Annotated in this window: 13 protein-coding genes; 3 read left to right on the forward strand and 10 right to left on the reverse strand. The window is 70.4% G+C overall.

The features are described 5' to 3' along the window. Window positions 1-8: 8 nt before the first annotated feature. The 8 genes from narJ to VM685_RS02935 form a co-directional block, all read right to left on the reverse strand. Complete coding sequence (gene narJ / locus VM685_RS02900) at window positions 9-704, reverse strand: nitrate reductase molybdenum cofactor assembly chaperone (protein WP_325458611.1); 696 nt, start codon at window positions 702-704, stop codon at window positions 9-11. Then, window positions 701-2227, reverse strand: coding sequence for a nitrate reductase subunit beta (narH, locus tag VM685_RS02905; RefSeq protein ID WP_325458612.1), 1527 nt, complete (start codon window positions 2225-2227; stop codon window positions 701-703). The genes narJ and narH overlap by 4 nt, the downstream gene beginning before the upstream one ends. After that, a complete protein-coding gene (locus tag VM685_RS02910) occupies window positions 2227-5964 on the reverse strand; it encodes a nitrate reductase subunit alpha (RefSeq protein ID WP_325458613.1) in 3738 nt (1245 codons plus the stop codon). The genes narH and VM685_RS02910 overlap by 1 nt, the downstream gene beginning before the upstream one ends. Beyond that, entirely contained in the window at window positions 5961-8708 is a 2748-nt protein-coding gene (locus tag VM685_RS02915) for an MFS transporter (protein ID WP_325458614.1), read from the reverse strand. The genes VM685_RS02910 and VM685_RS02915 overlap by 4 nt, the downstream gene beginning before the upstream one ends. Window positions 8709-9019: 311 nt before the next feature. After that, window positions 9020-9478 (reverse strand): chemotaxis protein CheW, encoded by a 459-nt coding sequence (locus VM685_RS02920; protein ID WP_325458615.1) that lies wholly within the window; start codon window positions 9476-9478, stop codon window positions 9020-9022. After that, window positions 9478-11415: a HAMP domain-containing methyl-accepting chemotaxis protein gene (locus VM685_RS02925; RefSeq protein ID WP_325458616.1), complete on the reverse strand. Its 1938-nt coding sequence runs from the start codon at window positions 11413-11415 to the stop codon at window positions 9478-9480. Before VM685_RS02925 ends, VM685_RS02920 begins: the two co-directional genes overlap by 1 nt. Before the next feature lie 437 nt (window positions 11416-11852). After that, window positions 11853-13208 (reverse strand): ATP-binding protein, encoded by a 1356-nt coding sequence (locus tag VM685_RS02930; RefSeq protein WP_325458617.1) that lies wholly within the window; start codon window positions 13206-13208, stop codon window positions 11853-11855. Further along, on the reverse strand, window positions 13205-13864 hold the full coding sequence (locus VM685_RS02935) for a response regulator transcription factor (protein ID WP_325458618.1): 660 nt from the start codon (window positions 13862-13864) through the stop codon (window positions 13205-13207). The genes VM685_RS02930 and VM685_RS02935 overlap by 4 nt, the downstream gene beginning before the upstream one ends. Window positions 13865-14004: 140 nt before the next feature. Here VM685_RS02935 and VM685_RS02940 point away from each other — a divergent pair, with 140 nt between their 5' ends. From VM685_RS02940 to VM685_RS02950, 3 genes are read left to right on the forward strand one after another with little or no spacing between them, the layout of a single operon-like run. Beyond that, window positions 14005-14271 carry a PepSY domain-containing protein gene (locus VM685_RS02940; RefSeq protein ID WP_325458619.1) on the forward strand — a complete coding sequence of 89 codons (267 nt, stop codon included), beginning with the start codon at window positions 14005-14007 and terminating at the stop codon, window positions 14269-14271. A 1-nt stretch (window position 14272) separates the two neighbouring features. After that, on the forward strand, window positions 14273-14815 hold the full coding sequence (locus VM685_RS02945; protein WP_325458620.1) for a cytochrome b/b6 domain-containing protein: 543 nt from the start codon (window positions 14273-14275) through the stop codon (window positions 14813-14815). 25 nt (window positions 14816-14840) lie between these two features. After that, window positions 14841-15452, forward strand: a complete 612-nt coding sequence (locus VM685_RS02950; protein WP_325458621.1) for a DUF6448 family protein — start codon at window positions 14841-14843, stop codon at window positions 15450-15452. Window positions 15453-15663: 211 nt separating this feature from the next. Here VM685_RS02950 and VM685_RS02955 read toward each other — a convergent pair whose 3' ends face one another. Both VM685_RS02955 and VM685_RS02960 read right to left on the reverse strand, forming a co-directional pair. After that, a complete protein-coding gene (locus VM685_RS02955; protein ID WP_325458622.1) occupies window positions 15664-16344 on the reverse strand; it encodes a hypothetical protein in 681 nt (226 codons plus the stop codon). A gap of 15 nt (window positions 16345-16359) precedes the next feature. Further along, on the reverse strand, window positions 16360-18318 hold the full coding sequence (locus VM685_RS02960; protein WP_325458623.1) for a hypothetical protein: 1959 nt from the start codon (window positions 18316-18318) through the stop codon (window positions 16360-16362). Window positions 18319-18350 lie beyond the last annotated feature (32 nt).

The following is an 18350-nucleotide window of genomic DNA, read 5'->3' on the forward strand; positions in this document are numbered from 1 at the left end:
GCGCTCCCTCAGCTCTCGGCCGGCGGCCGGTCCGCCGGACGTTTCCACGCCCTGAGCTTGGCCACGAAGCCGGTCGGCTCGGGCGTCTCGGGGCCGAACTTCACCGGCGCTTCCTCCCAGGCGGCGTCCACCGCCACGAAGTCGTCGGCGCTCGGGTCAGGTTGTCGCCGCAGGTCCTCCAGCGCCTCGGGATCGACCCGCCCGCCGGAGAGCTCGATCAGCGCCTGCAGCACCGCGCCGTACGGCGTCCGGCGCTTGGCCAGGCGCTCGAAGAGGCCGTGGAAGACGTGCGCCGGCTGGGCCAGCATCTCCCGGGCCTCCCGGGGCGGCAACAGGGACGCGAACTCGAGGAAGGCCGGCAGGTAGTCCGGCAGCTCCTCGGGCGTCATCCGGAAGCCCTGGCCGAGATAGGTCTCGCGCAGGTCGATCATCGCCTGGCCGCGCTCCCGGCTTTCCCCGTGCACGTGTTCGAACAGGTGCAGCGACAGCGACCGGGTGCGGTCGAACAGGTCCACGTAGCGGCCCTGCAGGTCGATCAGCTCGTCGCGGGCGAATTCCTCGAAGAGCGGATCCAGGGCGTAGCGCGTCCTGGGCTTCAGCGCCCGCTCCTCGGTGATCGCCGCCCGCAGTTCGCCGGCGCCCGCCTTCAGCTCCTCGGTCGGATACGACAGCAGGAGCGAAAGCGCCTTTAGGGTCCGGCTCATGAGGGGATGTCCATGTACTTCTTGCGGGGGGTCTGCTGCCGCCGTCCGAACAGGTCGGCCTTGGTCGTGCCGTTGGACCCCTCGCGGAAGGCGAAGCCGGCGGCGCCGCGCAGCCAGTAGGCGTCCTCCGCGTCCTCCCGATGGGTGGTCGGGATGACGTAGCGGTCCTCGTAGGCCGCCAGCCCCATGTAGCGGTACATCTCCTCGATCACCGCGCCGGTGAGGCCGACCTTGCCGGCGATGCCTTCGTCGATCACGCCCTCGAGGGTCTTCGCCCGCATGTAGGCCCGCATGGCGAGCATGCGCTCCAGCGCCTGGGCGATCGGCTCCTCCGCGCCGGCGGTCAGCAGGTTGGCCAGGTAGCGCAGCGGGATGCGGAGCGAACGGACGTCCGGCATGCCGTCGTTGACGGTCATCTTGCCGGCCTCGGCCGCCGACTGGATCGGCGACAGCGGCGGCACGTACCAGACCATTGGCAGGGTCCGGTATTCCGGGTGCAGAGGGAATGCGACCTTCCACTCGAACGCCATCTTCCAGATCGGCGAGCGGGTGGCCGCCTCGATCCAGGTCTCCGGCACCCCGTCGCGGCGCGCCTGCTCCTGCACCGCCACGTCATTGGGGTTCAGGAAGACCGACAGCTGGGCCGGGTAGAGGTCCTTGGGGTCCTCGACGCTGGCGGCTTCCTTGATCCGGTCGGCGTCATAGAGGATCACGCCGAGGTAGCGGATGCGGCCGACGCAGGTCTCCGAGCACACCGTGGGCTGTCCCGCCTCGATGCGCGGGAAGCAGAAGATGCACTTCTCCGACTTACCCGAGGACCAGTTGTAATAGACCTTCTTGTAGGGGCAGGCCGAGACGCACATGCGCCAGCCGCGGCAGCGTTCCTGGTCGATCAGCACGATGCCGTCCTCGGCGCGCTTGTAGATCGCGCCCGAGGGGCAGGCGGCGAGGCAGGAGGGGTTCAGGCAGTGCTCGCACAGCCTGGGCAGGTACATCAGGAAGGTGTTCTCGAACTGGCCGTAGATCTCCTTCTGCACGCCCTCGAAGTTGTAGTCCTGGGAGCGCTTGGAGAACTCGCCGCCCAGGTCGTCCTCCCAGTTGCCGCTCCACTCGACCTTCTTCATCACCTCGCCGGTGATCAGCGACCGCGGCTTGGCGGTGGGCTGGGCCTGCAGCTCGGGGGCCTTCTCCAGCCACTCGTATTCGAAGGTGTAGGGTTCGTAGAAGTCGTCGATCTCGGGCAGGTCGGGATTGGCGAAGATCTTCGACAGGATCCGCCACTTGGCCCCGATGCGCGGCTCGATGCGGCCGTTGGCCTTGCGCACCCACCCGCCCTTCCAGCGGCTCTGGTTCTCCCAGTCCTTCGGGTAGCCGATGCCCGGCTTGCTCTCGACGTTGTTGAACCAGACGTATTCGACGCCTTCCCGGTTGGTCCACACGTTCTTGCAGGTGATCGAGCAGGTATGGCACCCGATGCACTTGTCGAGGTTCAGCACCATGCAGACTTGCGCGCGGACCTTCATCAGACTTTCGCCTCCTGCTCGGACTGGGCGGCGGCTTTGTCGAACCAGTTCAGCTGGCTCATCTTCCGCACGATGATGAACTCGTCCCGGTTGGCCCCGACCGTGCCGTAGTAGTTGAAGCCGTAGGCCAGCTGGGCGTAGCCGCCGATCATGTGGGTGGGCTTCATGTTGATGCGGGTGACCGAGTTGTGGATCCCGCCGCGCTGGCCGGTGATCTCCGAGCCGATGGTCCCGACCAGCTTCTCCTGGGCGTGGTACATGATCGCCAGGCCCTCGGGCACGCGCTGGGACACGATGGCCCGGGCGGTGAGCGCGCCGTTGACGTTGAAGGCCTCGATCCAGTCGTTGTCGCAGACCCCGGCCTTCTCCGCGTCCGCCTCGCTGATCCACACCGTCGGGCCGCCGCGGCTCAGCGACAGCATGATCAGGTTCTCGCAGTAGGTGGAGTGGATCCCCCACTTCTGGTGCGGGGTGACCAGGTTCAGCACGATCTCGGCGTTGCCGTTCGGCAGCTGCCCCACCACCGACTGGTAGGAGCGGGTGTCGATGGGCGGGCGCCAGGTGCAGAGCTCCTCGCCGAACGCCCGCATCCACGGATGGTCCTGGTAGAGCTGCTGGCGCCCGCTGAGCGTCCGCCAGGGGATCAGCTCGTGCACATTGGTCCAGCCGGCGTTGTAGCAGACCTCCTCGGACTCGATTCCCGACCAGGTGGGCGAGGAGATGATCTTCCGCGGCTGGGCGGCGACGTCGCGGAAACGGATCTTCTCGTCCTGCTTGCCCTCCGCCAGGTGGGCGTGCTCGCGACCGGTGAACTCGCTGAGCGCGGCCCAGGCCCGCATGGCCACGTCGCCATTGGTCTCGGGCGCCAGCATCAGGATGGTCTCGCAGGCGTCGATGTCGGTGAGCACCCGGGGCCGTCCCTTGGTCGGGCCCTCGGGGACCGTGCCGTTCAGCGCCGCCAGGTGCTTCACGTCGACCTCGGTGTTCCACACCAGGCCCTTGCTGCCGTTCCCCTTCGCCTCCAGCAACGGCCCGATGGCGGTGAAGCGGGCGTAGGTGTTGGGGTAGTCGCGCTCCACCAGGCTGACCTTCGGCATGGTGACGCCGGGGATCGGCTCGCACTCGCCCTTGCCCCAGTCCTTCACCTCATGGGTCTGGGCGAGCTCTTCGGCGGCGTCGTGCTGGATCGGCGTCAGCATCAGGTCGTGCTCGACGCCCAGAACCTCCGGGCACACCTCGGAGAACGTCCTGGCGATGCCGCGGAAGATCTCCCAGTCGGTCTTGGAGTCCCACAAGGGGTCTACCGCCGCCGTCAGCGGGTGGATGAAGGGGTGCATGTCGGAGGTGTTGAGGTCGTGCTTCTCGTACCAGGTGGACGAGGCGAGCACGATGTCGGCGTAGAGGGCGGTGGTGGAGAGCCGGAAGTCGATGCTCACCATCAGGTCCATCTTCCCGGTGGGCGCGGTCTCGTGCCAGGCGACCTCCTCCGGCTTCGCCCCGCCGGTGGCCGACAGGTCGTCGCCGATCACCCCGTGCAGGGACCCGACGAGATGCTTCAGGAAGTACTCGTGGCCCTTGCCGCTCGCGCCCAGGACGTTGGAGCGCCAGAAGAAGATGTTGCGCGGCCAGTTCACCGGGTTGTCGGGGTCGTGGCAGCTCATCTTGAGCTCGCCGCTCTTCAAGGCCGCGGCGGTCCAGGCGCCGGGGTCCTCGCCGCTCTCGTGCAGCTGGCGGCCGAGGTCGAGGGTGTTCCGCTCCAGCGCCGGGGTCGAGGGCAGCCAGCCCATCCGCTCGGCCTTGACGTTCCAGTCGATGGCGCTGGTCGGCCAGGTCCCCTCCGCGGCGGTCGGCGACAGCATGTCGGTCATCCGCAGGCTGTCGTAGCGCCACTGGTCGGTGTGGGCGTACCAGAACGAGGTGGCGTTCTGCTGGCGGACCGGGCGGATCCAGTCCAGCGCGAAGGCCAGCGGGAGCCAGCCGGTCGCCGGCCGCAGCTTCTCCTGGCCGACATAGTGGGCCCAGCCGCCGCCCGACTGGCCGACGCACCCGCACAGCACCAGCATGTTGATGATGCCGCGGTAGGTCATGTCCATGTGGTACCAGTGGTTGATACCCGCCCCGACGATGACCATCGACCGGCCGCGGGTCTTCTCCGCGTTCTCGGCGAACTGCTGGGCGACCGAGATGATCGCCTCCCGCGGCGTGCCCGTGATCCGCTCGGCCCAGGCCGGGGTGAACGGCACGTCGTCGTCGTAGCTCTTGGCGACGTTCTCGCCGCCGAACCCGCGGTCGAGCCCGTAATTGGCGCAGAACAGGTCGAAGACCGTGGCCACCAGGCCCTCGCCGTCCTTCAGCGCCAGCCGGCGGGCGGGCACGTTGCGGGGCAGGACGTCGGGGTGGTCGGTGGCCACGAAGCTGGTCGGCGCGTCGCCGCCGAAATAGGGGAAGTCGACCGGGACGATCTCGTCATGGGCCTCCGCCAGGGTCAGCTGCAGGTGGATGTCGCGGCCCTGGCCGTCCTTCTGCTCCAGGTTCCACTTGCCCTTGTCGCCCCAGCGGTGGCCGGCCGAGCCCGTGGGGCAGACCGGCTGGCCCGAGGCCTGGTCGATGCCGACCGTCTTCCAGTCCGGCTTGTTCGCCTCGCCGAGCGCGTCGGGGAAGTCGTCGGCCCGCAGCATCCGGTCGGCGACGTAGCGGCCGTTCCTCTGGACCAGCCGCACGAGCAACGGGAGGTCGGAGTACTTGCGGATGTAGTCGTCGAAATAGGGCGTCTGCCTGGCGAGGTGGAACTCGCGCAGGATCACGTGGCCCATGGCCAACGCCAGGGCGGAGTCGGTGCCCTGCTTGGGGTGCAGCCAGAGGTCGGAGAACTTGGCCGCCTCGTTGAAGTCGGGCGCGACCACCACGCTGCGGGCGCCGCGGTAGCGCACCTCGGTGTAGAAGTGGGCGTCGGGCGAGCGGGTCATGGGGATGTTGGAGCCCCAGACGATCAGGAACCCCGAATTGTACCAGTCGGCGGACTCCGGCACGTCGGTCTGCTCGCCCCAGGTCTGCGGGGACGACGGCGGCAGGTCGCAGTACCAGTCGTAGAAGCTGAGCGGCACGCCGCCGATCAGGGACAGGTAGCGGCTGCCCGCGGCGTAGGAGATCATCGACATGGCGGGGATCGGCGAGAAGCCGGCGACCCGGTCGGGCCCGTACTTGCGGATCGTGTAGGCGTTGGCCGCGGCGATGATCTCGTTGGCCTCGTCCCAGCCGACGCGGACGAAGCCGCCGCGGCCGCGCCGGCTGACCCAGTCCTGGCGCTTGTCGGGCGCCTCGGCGATCGAGCGCCAGGCGGCGACGGGGCTCAGGGACTTGCGCGCCTCGCGCCAGTGGCGCAGCAGCCGGCCGCGGACCAGCGGGTACTTCAGCCGCGCTCCGGAATAGAGGTACCAGCTGTAGCTGGCCCCGCGCGGGCATCCGCGGGGCTCGTGGTTGGGCAGGTCGGGCCGCGTGCGCGGATAGTCGGTCTGCTGGGTCTCCCAGGCGACGATGCCGCCCTTCACATAGATCTTCCACGAGCAGGAGCCTGTGCAGTTCACCCCATGGGTCGAGCGCACGATCTTGTCCGCCGCCCAGCGCTTCCGGTAGGCGTCCTCCCAGCTGCGGTCCTCGCGGGTGGTCATCCCATGGCCGTCGGAGAAGGATTCCTTCTCCCGCTGGAAATAGGTCAGGCGGTCCAGGAGATGGCTCATCGGCTTCCTTCCGGGGCAGGGACGGTCGTGGGGGGAACAGGCGAGCGGCGGCGCTCCACGTCATGCAGCAGGCCGCCCGGGCGCGTGTAGACAGCGAAGGTCAGCACGGCGCAGGTCACGTAGAAGCCGAGGAAGCCCCAGAGGGCCGCGTCGGCGGCGCCGGTGCCGGCGATCGACGCGCCATAGGCCTTGGGGATGAAGAAGGCGCCGAAGGCGGCGATGGCCGAGGTGAAGCCGATCACCGCGGCCGCCTCGCGGTCGGCGACGCCCGGAGGGGTCGTCCGCCCGACCGTCTCGCGCCAGATCGCCGGGATCATCTGGAAGGTGGAGGCGTTGCCGACGCCGCTGAAGAAGAACAGCAGCATGACCATGCCGAAGAAGCCCCAGAACGAGCCGGCGTGGAGGAACCAGACCATCCCCGCGACCGCGGCGATCATGCCCAGGAAGACGACGAGGGTGATCCGCCCGCCGCCGTAGCGGTCGGCGAGCCAGCCGGTGCCGGCCCGCGACGCCGCGCCCACCAGGGGCCCGAGGAACACGTAGCGGAGGGACTCCACCTCGGGGAAGGCGAGCTTGGCCAGCAGCGGGAACCCGGCCGAGAAGCCGATGAAGGAGCCGAAGGTGCCGGTGTACAGCCAGCACATCAGCCAGGTGTGCGGCCGCTGGAAGATGGTCGCCTGTTCGGCGAAGGAGGCCCGGGCGCTGGCCAGGTCGTCCATGCCGAACCAGGCCAGGATGGCGCCGGCGATGACGAACGGGACCCACAGGAAGCCCGCATTCTGCATCCAGACGCGCTCCCCGGCGCCGGTGGTCTGCCCCTCGCCGCCGAGCGCCCCGAAGAGGGCGAGCGTGACGGCGATCGGCACCACGAACTGCATGATGCTGACGCCCAGGTTGCCCAGGCCGGCGTTCAGGGCGAGCGCCGAGCCCTTCTCCGCCTTGGGGAAGAAGAAGCTGATGTTGGCCATGGACGAGGCGAAATTGCCGCCGCCCAGGCCGCACAGCAGGGCCAGGACCACGAAGATCAGGTAGGGCGTGCCGGGATCCTGGACCGCATAGCCGATGCCGAAGGCCGGAACCAGCAGGGAGGCGGTGGACAGGGTGGTCCACAGCCGCCCGCCGAAGATCGGCACGAGGAAGGCGTAGAATATCCGGAGCGTCGCGCCGGAAAGCCCCGGCAGCGCCGCCAGCCAGAACAGCTGGTCGGGCGTGAAGCGGAAGCCCACGGCAGGCAGGCGCGCGACCACCACGCTCCACACCATCCAGACGGCGAAGGCGAGCAGCAGGCAATAGGTGGAGATCCAGAGGTTGCGGCGGGCCACCGGGCGCCCCGCCGCGCGCCAGAACACCGGATCCTCGGGCCGCCACTCCGTGATGGGGGGGCGCCGCAGGGGCGCGGCGCCTCCGGCCGCGAGCGGCTGCGGGCCGGGACCGACGCGGGCCGGGTCATGGATCGCCTCCATCTCCGGCAGCTCCGGCAACGCCTCGGGCGGGGCGCCGGACCGGATCTCCATCCGGCGCACTGCGACGTGCATCCAGGCAAGCGCCGTGCCCACCAGCAGGAAGAGCAGGAAGAAGCAGCTGGTCCACACGCCCGTGAGGTCGTTCAGCACCCCGAACACCAGCGGCAGCACGAAACCGCCCAGCCCGCCAACCATGCCGACCACGCCGCCCACGGCGCCCACATGCTGCGGATAGTAGACCGGGATGTGCTTGAAGACCGCGGCCTTGCCGAGGCTCATGAAGAACCCCAGGACAAAGATGGTGACGACGAAGGGGACCAGGCCCATGGACGTGGAAAAGGCGATCGGCCCCTGGACGCCGTGGATCACATAGTCGGTCGGCGGGTAGGACAGCATGAAGGTGCAGAGCGCCGACACGCCGAACGTCCAGTAGAGGACCTTTCGCGCGCCATAGCGGTCGGAGAGCCGCCCGCCGTAGATGCGGAACAGGCTGGCCGGCACCGAGTAGAAGGCGGCCAGCATGCCCGCCGCCTTCACGTCCAGGCCGTAGACGCCGACCAGGTAGCGCGGCAGCCACAGCGCCAGGGCCACGAAGGCCCCGAAGACGAAGAAGTAGTAGAGCGCGAAGCGCCAGACCTGGATGTTGGCCAGCGGCTTCAGCTGCGCCAGGAACGGCTCCGGCTTTACGCCCGCCGACCGGCGGCGGGCAAGGTCGGGGTCTTCCTTGGTCGACAGGAAGAAGAGGACCGCGGTCAGCAGCAGCACGCCCGCCCAGATCTGCGCCACGGCTTCCCACCCGAACGCCACCATGACGAAGGGAGCCAGGAACTTGGTGACCGCCGCGCCGACGTTCCCGGCGCCGAAGACGCCGAGCGCCGCACCCTGCCGTTCCCGCGGATAGAACCTGGAGACGTAGGAGACGCCGACCGCGAAGGCGCCGCCGGCCAGGCCCACCCCCAGCGCCGCGGCGAGCAGCTGCGGATAGGTCTCCGCACGGGAGACCAGGAAGGTGGCGATCGCGGCGAGCGCCATCACGACGGCGAAGACCCGCCGCCCGCCGATCTGGTCCGACCAGATCCCGAGCACGAGGCGGACCAGCGAGCCCGTCAGCACAGGGGTGCCGACCAGCAGCCCGAACTGGGTCTCGGTGAGGCCCAGCTCCGCCTTCAGGCCAAGCCCGATGATCGAAAAGATGGTCCAGACGGCGAAGCAGACCGTGAAGGCGAGCGTGCTCGCCCATAGCGCACGCGCCGCACCGGGCGCGCTCCCGTCAGCAGCCATCGTCACGGCATCACCCCGTCCCGGGACATCCACCTGGAGGCTCAATCCGCCACCGGTGGGATTGTTCCGCCCGCCGGCAGCCAGGCCTCGCCGCGGCCCTCGCCCGCGCCCGCGGCCTGGGGATCAAGGCTGCGGCGCTTCAGAGGGCGCCCGGGGCCGCGGGGCGCCCTCCTTTCTGCGGCCGTGTTGGCTGCGGCCGCGCACGGCGCGACGTCGTGCCGGCGGCGGCACGCCGTCCCCGGGGGCCGGGTGCAGGCGCGGCGCCCGGGCGGATAGGAGGGAGGCGCCCCGGCCTCCGGCCGGTCGGGCGCTTAGGCCGCGAGATCGACCGCGGGCAGCGCGTTCTCCAGGTTCAGCAGGGTGACGATCTCGTCCCCCAGGGTGATGACGCCCCGGACCATCTCCGCGCCGCCGTCTCCCCCCAGCTCCGGCGGCGCCTGGATGTGGGCGCCATCGACGGTGATGATGTCGCAGACCGCGTCGACCAGCAGCCCCACCGGGCGGTCGCCGAGCTCCGCCACGACCACCACGGACGAGGCGTCCGGCGATCGCGGCGGCAAGCCGAGCCGGGACGAGAGGTCCAGCACCGGCAGTACGGCGCCCCGCAGGTTGATCATCCCCAGCACGTACGCCGGGGCGTGCGGCAGGGGCGTCGAAGCCGACCAGCCGCGGATCTCACGAACCGTCATGATGTCGAGCGCGAACAGCTGCTCGTCCACCCGGATGGAGATCAGTTCGTGGGCGCCCGGCGAGCTTTCCGCGGCCTCCATCAGAACTCCTCCCAGGTGTCGACGTCCGCCGCAGGCTCGGTTTCGGGCTGGCGCATCGCCCCCCCTCCGCCGGCATGGGTGGAGACGGTCTTCAGAGCCGGGCGCGAGACCGGCCCCGCAGGGCGGGCCGTCGGCGTGGGCCGGCGCGCGGACGCCGCGGCGTTGTCCTGGCCCACCTGGAAGCGGCTGATCAGCCGCGCCAGCTCCTCGCTCTCCTGGGCCAGGCTGTGGCTGGCCGCGGTGGACTGCTCGACCATGGCCGCGTTCTGCTGCGTCACCTGGTCCATCTGGTTCACGGCGGTGTTCACCTGGTGCAGGCCCGTGGCCTGCTCCTGGGCGGAGGCGGCGATCTCCGAGACCACGGTGGTGATGTCGGCCACCTGCTCGACGATGCGGGTGAGCGCCTCGCCCGTCTGGCCCACCAGCGACACCCCCTGCCCCACCTGTTCGCTCGACGCCGAGATCAGGGCCTTGATCTCCTTGGCGGCGTCGGCGGAGCGCTGGGCGAGCGCCCGGACTTCCGAGGCGACGACCGCGAAGCCGCGGCCGGCGTCGCCGGCGCGGGCCGCCTCGACCCCGGCGTTGAGGGCCAGCAGGTTGGTCTGGAAGGCGATCTCGTCAATCACCCCGATGATCTGGCTGATCTGCTGGGCGGACTTCTCGATCTCGCTCATGGCGGCGACCGCCTGGCTGACGATCTCTCCCGAGCGCTCGGCGTCCGCGCGGGCGGTGGAGACCACGTCACGCGCGTGGTTGGCGCCCTCGGCGGTCTTGCGGACGGTGGCGGTGATCTGGTCCAGCGCCGCCGCCGTTTCCTCCAGGCTCGCCGCCTGCTGCTCCGTCCGCTTCGAGAGGTCGTCGGCGGCCTGGCTGATCTCCTCGGCGCCGGAGCGGAGGCCGCGGGTGTTGCCCGTGATGACCTTCATGGTCTCCTGCAACTGTCCCATGGCGTCGTTGAAGTCGGCGCGGAGCTTCTCGTAGTCCTCGGCGAACGGCTCGTTGAGCCGGAACAGGAGGTCGCCCGCGGCCAGCTTCTCCAGGCCGGTGGCGATACCCTCGACCACCTTCTGCTGCTGGCGGGCGGCCTCGGCCTTGGCGGCCTCCTGGCGCCGCCGCTCTTCCTCGGCGGCCTTCGCCTGCTCGGCCGTCATGCCCTCGAGGCGCAGTTTCTCGATGGCCGCAGCCTTGAAGGTCTGCACCGCCTCCGCCATCTCGCCGATCTCGTCCTTGCGGCCCATGCCGGGCACGTCGACGGTGTTGTCGCCTTCCGACAGCTTGCGCATGACCCCGGTGATCTCCGACACCGGCTGGCCGATGGTCTTCGACAGGAGCAGCGCCATCGCGGAGGCGGTCGCCAGCGCCAGGAGGGCGCTCACGGCGAGAATGATCTCGGACTGGCCGATTACCTCGAGCTGGCGGAGCCCCGCTTCGTCGTCGCGCTTCGCCTGCACGGCGCGGATCTCAGCCATCACGGCCCGCACCTCGGTGAGCGTGTTCTGGCCGGTCATCGCCGCCCCTTCCGCATGCGTGGCGGGATTCGTCAGAAGATCGAGCTGCCGCTGCGCCTTGTTGGCGCGCCATTCGTCATAGGCGGCCTTCAGCTTCTGCCGCCGCGCGCGGACATCCGGCGTCTTGGCGTGGGCGACGAAGGCGTCCAGCCGCTTCGTCGTTTGTTCGACATTCTGGTTGTAGGTCTCGATGAACCTCGCGTCCGGGCTCACGGAATAGGCGCGGATTGCGTTCTGCTGCTCGAGGATGCTCGCCATAATCTCGGAGACCTCGAGCACCGCCTCGGCCGCATCGTTGTGCGCCGCGCTGGCGCTTCGGATGTTCTGCAGCTGGAGAAACAGCGCCCCATTGGCGACGACCAATATGCCGATCACCACCGCGAAAGCGATGATCAGTTTCCGCGAGATCTTCAGGTTACTCAGAAGCATTCTCTTATCCCCCCGGTTGTAGATTTAGGAAATGGTCTGCCCGAATACCTTGCTATATCGTTACGGGATAGTTTTGGGCGATAATTGTTATCTTGCTAATCGCCGTCCACGGCGAATACTTCGGCAGGTTATTATAGAGATGGGCGATCGGCTGATCAGACCTGCAGCCAGCTGCGCCGAACAGGAGCGGTCGCGCCAAAGCAGACCCGGGGGCGGTGCTGAGCGGCGCCTCGGTCATGCCGCTCCGCGTTCGAGCGTCTGACCTCGCGACGGCAGACGTGAAGGCCCGGACGCGGGCCCGATCACCATCGGAGACAGCGCCGGACGGGTGCCGCCAGCATCGACGAATCAGCGCCGTTGCAGGGCGCTCCGGAGGGGGCCGTCGCGGGGACGCCGCGTCGGCGCCTCAGGTCGGCCAGGCCATGGGCAAGGCCCGGTCACCCCGCCAGCGAGCGTGGCCCCGTAGGCGCCAGGTCCAGGACGGCTTCGAACCCGTCGTCCCGTCCGGCGGCGGGCGAGCGCACCGTCAGGCGCGCGCCGGCTCCGGAGGCGATGCGCTCGGCAATCGCGAGCCCCAGGCCCGCCCCGTCGGCGGCGGAGCCCCCCCGCTGGAAGCGGCGCAGGACCGTCGCCAGGGTGTTCTCGTCGACGACCGGGCCGGAATTGATGACCCGCAGAACGCCGGACGGGGTGAGCACCACGTCTACGGGGCGCCGGCCGTCGCCGTGCCGGAGCGCATTCTCGATCAGGTTCCGGGCGAGGATGCCGAAGGCGTCCGGATCCATGCGGGAGCCGTGGGTCTCCGCCTCGGGGACGCTCAGGCGCAGCCCCCCCGCGTAGGGGTGCATCCGCCTGACGTCGTGGGCCACGTGGGCGAGCACCGGCCCGAACCGCTGAGGCGTTTCTGCGAGCACCCCGCCGCCTTCGGCGCGCGAGAGCTGCAGGAGCTTTTCGCAGAGCCGCGCCAGCTCGAGCAGCGAGTTTTCGACCTGCCTCGCGCGCCGAAGCGCCACCTCGTCGCGCAGCTCGGCGATCAGCCGCTGCGTCTGCGCGAGCGCAGCCGCGACCGGCGTCCTCAGCTCGTGGGCGCTGTTGGCGGTGAAGGACCGCTCGGCCTCCAGCGCCTGGCGCAGCCGCTCGATGAGCCTGTTCGCCGCCGTCCCGATCGCGAGCGTCTCCCTGGGCAATCCGTCAAGCGGGAGCGGCGCCAGGTTGCCGGCGCCGCGCGCCTCCATCTCCGCCCGGAAGGCGCGAAGCGGGCGGAGACTCGCGCGCACCAGCCACCAGGCGCCGGCCAGGGTGAGGGGCAGCAGCAAACCCAGGGGGACGAGAAGGGCGACGGCGGCTTCGAGCACGGCCTCCCGCCGGTGAGCCATCTGTTCGGCGATCTCGATGACGACCCGGCCGCTGACGGCGCCTTCGCCGTAGATCCGGTGCGTTCCTGTGCTATGGAACCCGAGCTGCGGCGTGCGGGGAAACACGCTGGGATCGGCGTCGTGCGAGCGCAGCAGCACCTCCCCTTCGGGACTGCGGACCACATAGGACATGAACTCCTCATGGCGCGCGAACCTCGACACCTGGCGGGCGCCGGCCGCGGCGTCGCGATCGGTGATGTCCAGCACCGCCAGCGGAAGCAGCCGTTGCGCCGTCTCCTGGAGGGCCGAGTCATAGGCTTCGTCCAGCTCGTGCCGGATCACGACGGCGGCGCACAGGGTGGCCACAAGCCAGGTGAGGCCCACGGTCAGCGCGACGCCCACGCCGAGCCGCGACTGGAGGCTTCGCGGCCACCTCATCCGGAGCCCAGGCGGTAGCCCACCCCCCGGACAGTCTGCACGGCCGCGTGGCCGAGCTTCTTGCGCAGCCGGCTCACATGCGCCTCGATGGTGTTGCTCTCGACCTCGTCGCCAAAGGCGTAGAGACGCTCCTCGAGCTGGGCCTTGGACAGGATGGCCGTGGGGCGCCGCACGAGGGCCTCGAGGAGGCTCCATTCCCGGCCGGTCAGATCCACGCGCTTCCCGCCGCGGTAGACGGCCCGCGCCGCCAGGTCGGCCTCGATCGCGCCCACCCTGACGATCGGGTTCGGATTGCCCCCATAGCGCCGCGAGACGGAGCCGATGCGCGCCGAAAGCTCCTGCAGGCTGAAGGGCTTCACCAGATAGTCGTCAGCCCCGGCCTGAAGGCCAGCGATCCGCTCGGAGACCTGGTCGCGGGCCGTGAGCACGATCACCGGGGTCGCATCCCCGCCGCGCCTGAGCTCGCTGAGGAACGCCAGGCCGGAACCATCCGGGAGCATGAGGTCCAGCAGCAGCAGATCATAGGCCGCAGCCCGGACGCCGCTCCGCGCCTCATCCAGGGTCTGGACCCAGTCCGTCGCATGGCCGTCCGCGGCCACCTGGTCGCGCACCGCCTCCCCCAGCCTCACATCGTCCTCGATCAGAAGGACACGCATGCTCGCCACCGCCCCGCGGAAACCACCGCAGCTATCCCACGAAGCTGACACGGACCTGAAGGCCAAACACGCGCGGCGTCAGGCGCAGGTCAGGGTCTTGCGGGACCGTGCCCATGTCGAAACCCAGGAGGAGATCCGACATGAAGCCCCTGCTCACCGCCTGCGCCGCCATGCTGCTCGGCGCCGGCTCCGCCTCGGCCGCCGAACTGTGCAGCGTGCCCGTCGCCGAATGGCAGCCGCGCCAGGCGCTCGAGAAGAAGCTCGCAGCCGACGGCTGGAAGGTGAAGCGGCTGAAGACGGAGGACGGCTGCTACGAGGTCTACGGCCTCGACCGCCAGGGCCGCCGGGTGGAAGCCTATTTCAACCCCAGGACGCTGCAGAGCGTGAAGGTCAAGGTGGAGCGCTGAGATGGACCAGCCGTCGATCCGGGTCTGGGACCCGCTCGTGCGGCTCTTCCACTGGAGCCTCGCCGCCAGCTTCGCAGTTGCGTGGCTGACGGCCGACGCGTGGGAGGACCTGCACCGCTGGGCCGGCTACGCCGCGGCGGCGCTCATCGTGTTCCGGCTCGTCTGGGGGCTCGTGGGGCCGCGCTACGCGCGCTTCCGGCAGTTCGTCCGCCGACCGGGCGCGACCGCCGCCTACCTGGCGGCCATGCTGCAGGGACGCGAGCCGCGCCACCTCGGCCACAACCCCGCAGGCGCCGCGATGATCGTGGCCCTCCTCGCCGTCCTCGGCGTCACGGCGCTCACCGGCTGGCTCTACACGACCGACGCCTTCTGGGGCGCGGAATGGGTCGAGGAAACACATGAAGCCGCCGCGAGCCTGATGCTGCTGCTCGTCATCGGGCACATCGCCGGCGTGACCCTGGCCAGCCTGCGCCATCGCGAGAACCTCGCCTCCGCCATGCTCACGGGCCGCAAGCGAGCGCCCTCCCCGGCGGACATCATCTGAGCTCGCCAGACCAAGGAGACACACCATGACCCTGCCCAAGCACTTCCGGATCGCCGGGGCCCTGGCCGGGCTGAGCCTGGCCGTCCTCGCAACCCCCGCCGCCGCGCACTGCGACGCCATCGATGGGCCCGTCGCGGCGGCCGCGCAGGCCGCCCTGGCCAGCGGCGATCCCTCGCCCGCCCTGATCTGGGTGAAGCCCGAGCGCGAGGCCGAGGCGCGCGCTGCGTTCACGCGAAGCCTCTCGGTCCGGCGCCTCGGGCCGGAGGCCCGGACGCTGGCGGACCGCGCCTTCCTGGAAACCTTGGTGCGGCTGCACCGCCAGGGCGAAGGCGCGCCCTACACGGGGCTTGCGCCAGCCGGCCAGGACCTGGGGCCCGCCATTCCGATCGCCGATGCGGCGGTGGCGTCGGGATCGCAGGCGGAGGTGGAGGCGCTCCTCGCCAATGCGGTGAACCGGGGCCTGGCGGCGCGCTTCACGGCGCTGCGGGACCACAGGCCGCGCGACCCTGCCGACCTGGCGGGCGGGCGCGCCTATGTCGAGCGCTATGTCAGCTACCTGCACTATGTGGAGGGATTGCACAGGGCCGCGTCCGAAGGGGTCGCCGCGCCCGCGCGTGCGACGGCCGAGGATCACTGATCAAGCCGACGCGGCGACCGGGCTCGGACTGCGGCGGAGCCGTGGGGCCGATCCCTGGATTCCTTGCAGCATCCGCTGCTCGCGGACGCGGCGGCCATGATGAGCGGCCGGGTTCCGCCCCGCCCAGCCCGGGCCCGCCTCACCGAGGGGGCGGGTCCGGGCGAGCCGCAGCCGGACCGCCGGTTGCCGCGGCCTGGGCGAGCCCGGCCGGCTAGTCGGCGATGGCCCGGGGCGCGTCGGTGGTGCTGGTCGGAAGCGCCGCGAGCTTGCCGACGGACATCAGCTTCGGGAGCCCGGCGCTGATGCGGGCAAGGTTCCCCATCTGTCCGGAGATCGCGCCGGCCGCGTCCTTGACCTTAAGGAGCTTGCCGCCGCCGCTGGCCATGGCCATGGGATTAGCCCCGGCCGACTGCAGGAGGCCTCGGCCCTGGTCCACCGCCTGCTTGTCCATCAGGATCGCGAGGGCGAGGTTGTAGACCGCAACCCCGATCTTCCTGCGCTCCGCCTCGGTCGCCTTCGCCTCCAGCTCCTTGCTCTTGGCCGAGAAGTCCACCGCCGCGAGCTGGGCGGCCGCATCCGCGGTCACCTGCCGGAGCGCGGCTTCACGTTCCTTGGGGTCCGACTTGGCCTCCGCCGCCTTCAGCAGGTCCCGCAGACGCGTGGCCTCCTCCTTGGAGCTCACCGCCTCGAGCAGCGAGATGGCCGACACACGGGTCAGCTGCTCGGCCTGCTGGGTCGTGGCCAGGAAGGAGTCGATGTCGCCGGGCGCCGCGGCGGCGCCGCCGCCAAGCCCTGGCACACGCGCCTTGAGCGCGCCGATCTGCGCGGTGGCCGGCGCGGCGGCGCCCGAGATGGCGATGACGGCCAGGGCCGCGGCGAAATGCTTCTTCATGGATCTTCCCCCGGTTCAGCGGCCGCTCAGGGCCTGTTGGAAATCGGATTTCTCGGCCAGCGTCCGCAGCAGGGTCGCGGCGGCGGAGGCCACGTCCGCGTCGATGAGCGCCTCGCGCTCCGCAGGCGCGACACCGCTGTAGTAGGCGCGGGTGCGTACGGTGGTCTCAAGACCGCTCCGGAAGACGACCTCGGCGTCCCGCTTGAGGCGATAGGTGACGCGCAGCGCCACCTCGCTCGTGCAGACGCCGCGCTCGTCGCAGGCCTCCTTCACCAGGTCGACCCGGCTCACCGGCTCGACGCACATGGCCGCGCCCGCTGCGCCGAGCGGCGCGGCGGCCTCGAACTGGCCCGTCTGGGCGAGCGCCTCGGCCGTCGCGCCCGCGAACTCGGCGAGTTCGGTTTCGCGGCCCGGGGCGCTGGCGAAGCGGTTGAGCGCGAGGGGTTCGAAGCCCGTCACCCGCCGTGCGCCCAGGGTCTCGGAACCGCTGCAGGGCCGGACCGGCGGCGTGCGGACCGGCGGGGCCCCCACCGTGGCGACACGCACCACATCACCCGCCCGCACCGCAGGCGCCCCGGCATAGACGGGCAGCGCCAGCTCGCCGCCGGCGGATCCCTCCGTTGTCGAGGTGACCTGCCCCGACCAGATGGGCGCAAGCACCCCGCCAGGCGCGTAGGGCGCGGGCGCGGCCGGGCGCACGATGCTGAACGCCGCCCCGACGCGCAGCAGGCCTTTGGGATCTGCGATGGTCACCGTCCCGCCCGACGCCGCCTGGACCCGAAGATCCGCCCGGTCGAGCTTCAGCTGGGCGCCCATCTTGCGGGCGAGGTCCAGGATGGCGTTTCGAACGGCCACCTCGGCGCGCGCGGCGCCGTCATAGCCCATCCCGCCCGTGATCTCGTCCTGCAGGGTGTCCTCGCCGAACCCGGCGTACTGCACCCGCCCGTTGCGGTCGACGATCTCGGCCAGCACCCGTCCCTGCGTCACGCGGACGGTCTTGTGCGCGACATTCGTCGGCATGACGAAGGTGATGGTGGGCGCCACGCTGAGACGCACGAAATAGTCGGGGAGCCTTCGGCCGGTGGTCCGGTCCGCCCGCAGATCGGTCAGCTGCCGGACCGAATCCACCACCGCCGAGTAGCTGGCGTTCACCGGCACGAGGTTGAGGGGCGCCTTCTCGCCGAGGGCGTCCGCGAACATCTGCTCCAGCGCCGCGTCCGCGAACGGCGAACCGTTGGCGGCCACGCGCACCACGGCCCGAGGGCGGTCGATCTCACCGAGCCGGTTGGTGGAGATCTTGGACCATTGTGATCCCGCCGCCGGCCGGCCTCCGAGCTGCGGCTGCGCCACGGCGTACTGGGCCTCGGCGAACACCACGCGCAGTTCGCCGTCGGGGCTGAGGAAGGAATCGTCCACCCCGACACCCGCCGCGGCGCCCTTGTCCAGGATGACGAGCTCGCCCGCGAACCCCTTCACCGCGGCGGTGATCTCGAACGGCCGGAACGCGGCCCGGCTCTTGCCGACCAGGTCGGCCAGGAGCGCGTCGTAGAGGTCATGCAGCCGCGCGCGCTGGAGCGCCTCCGGCGGCGGCCCCGCCGACTGGAGGGCCGTGTCCGAACGATAGGCCGTTGCGGTGTAGCTGAAGAGCACCTCCCCCGTCACCACGTTGGTGAAGTAGAGGCTGCCGGTCATGGCCAGCTGGCGCTCCACCGTCCCGTTCGCCTTGGGAATGCTGTACTCCGAAACCCGTGGGACCTGCAGCGAGACCACGAAGGTCTTCAGCCGGTCGCCGTCGGACATCCGCTGGACGACATTGGGATAGGCCGCCCGGAAGCGCGTCGCGAACAGCTCCCGCGCCGCGGGCGCGCCCAGCACCCCGCGGGCGAGCTCCGCGTGGTCCCCGGCAAGCGAATTCGTGAGGACCGCCGGCAGCACGAAGAGCTGCGGCTCGGCGGCCCGGGCGGGCGCGCACACGGCCGCGCAGGTCGCGGCGGCAAGTCCCAGTC

This window comes from Phenylobacterium sp. (assembly GCF_035539035.1).
In the GTDB taxonomy this organism is placed as follows: domain Bacteria; phylum Pseudomonadota; class Alphaproteobacteria; order Caulobacterales; family Caulobacteraceae; genus Phenylobacterium.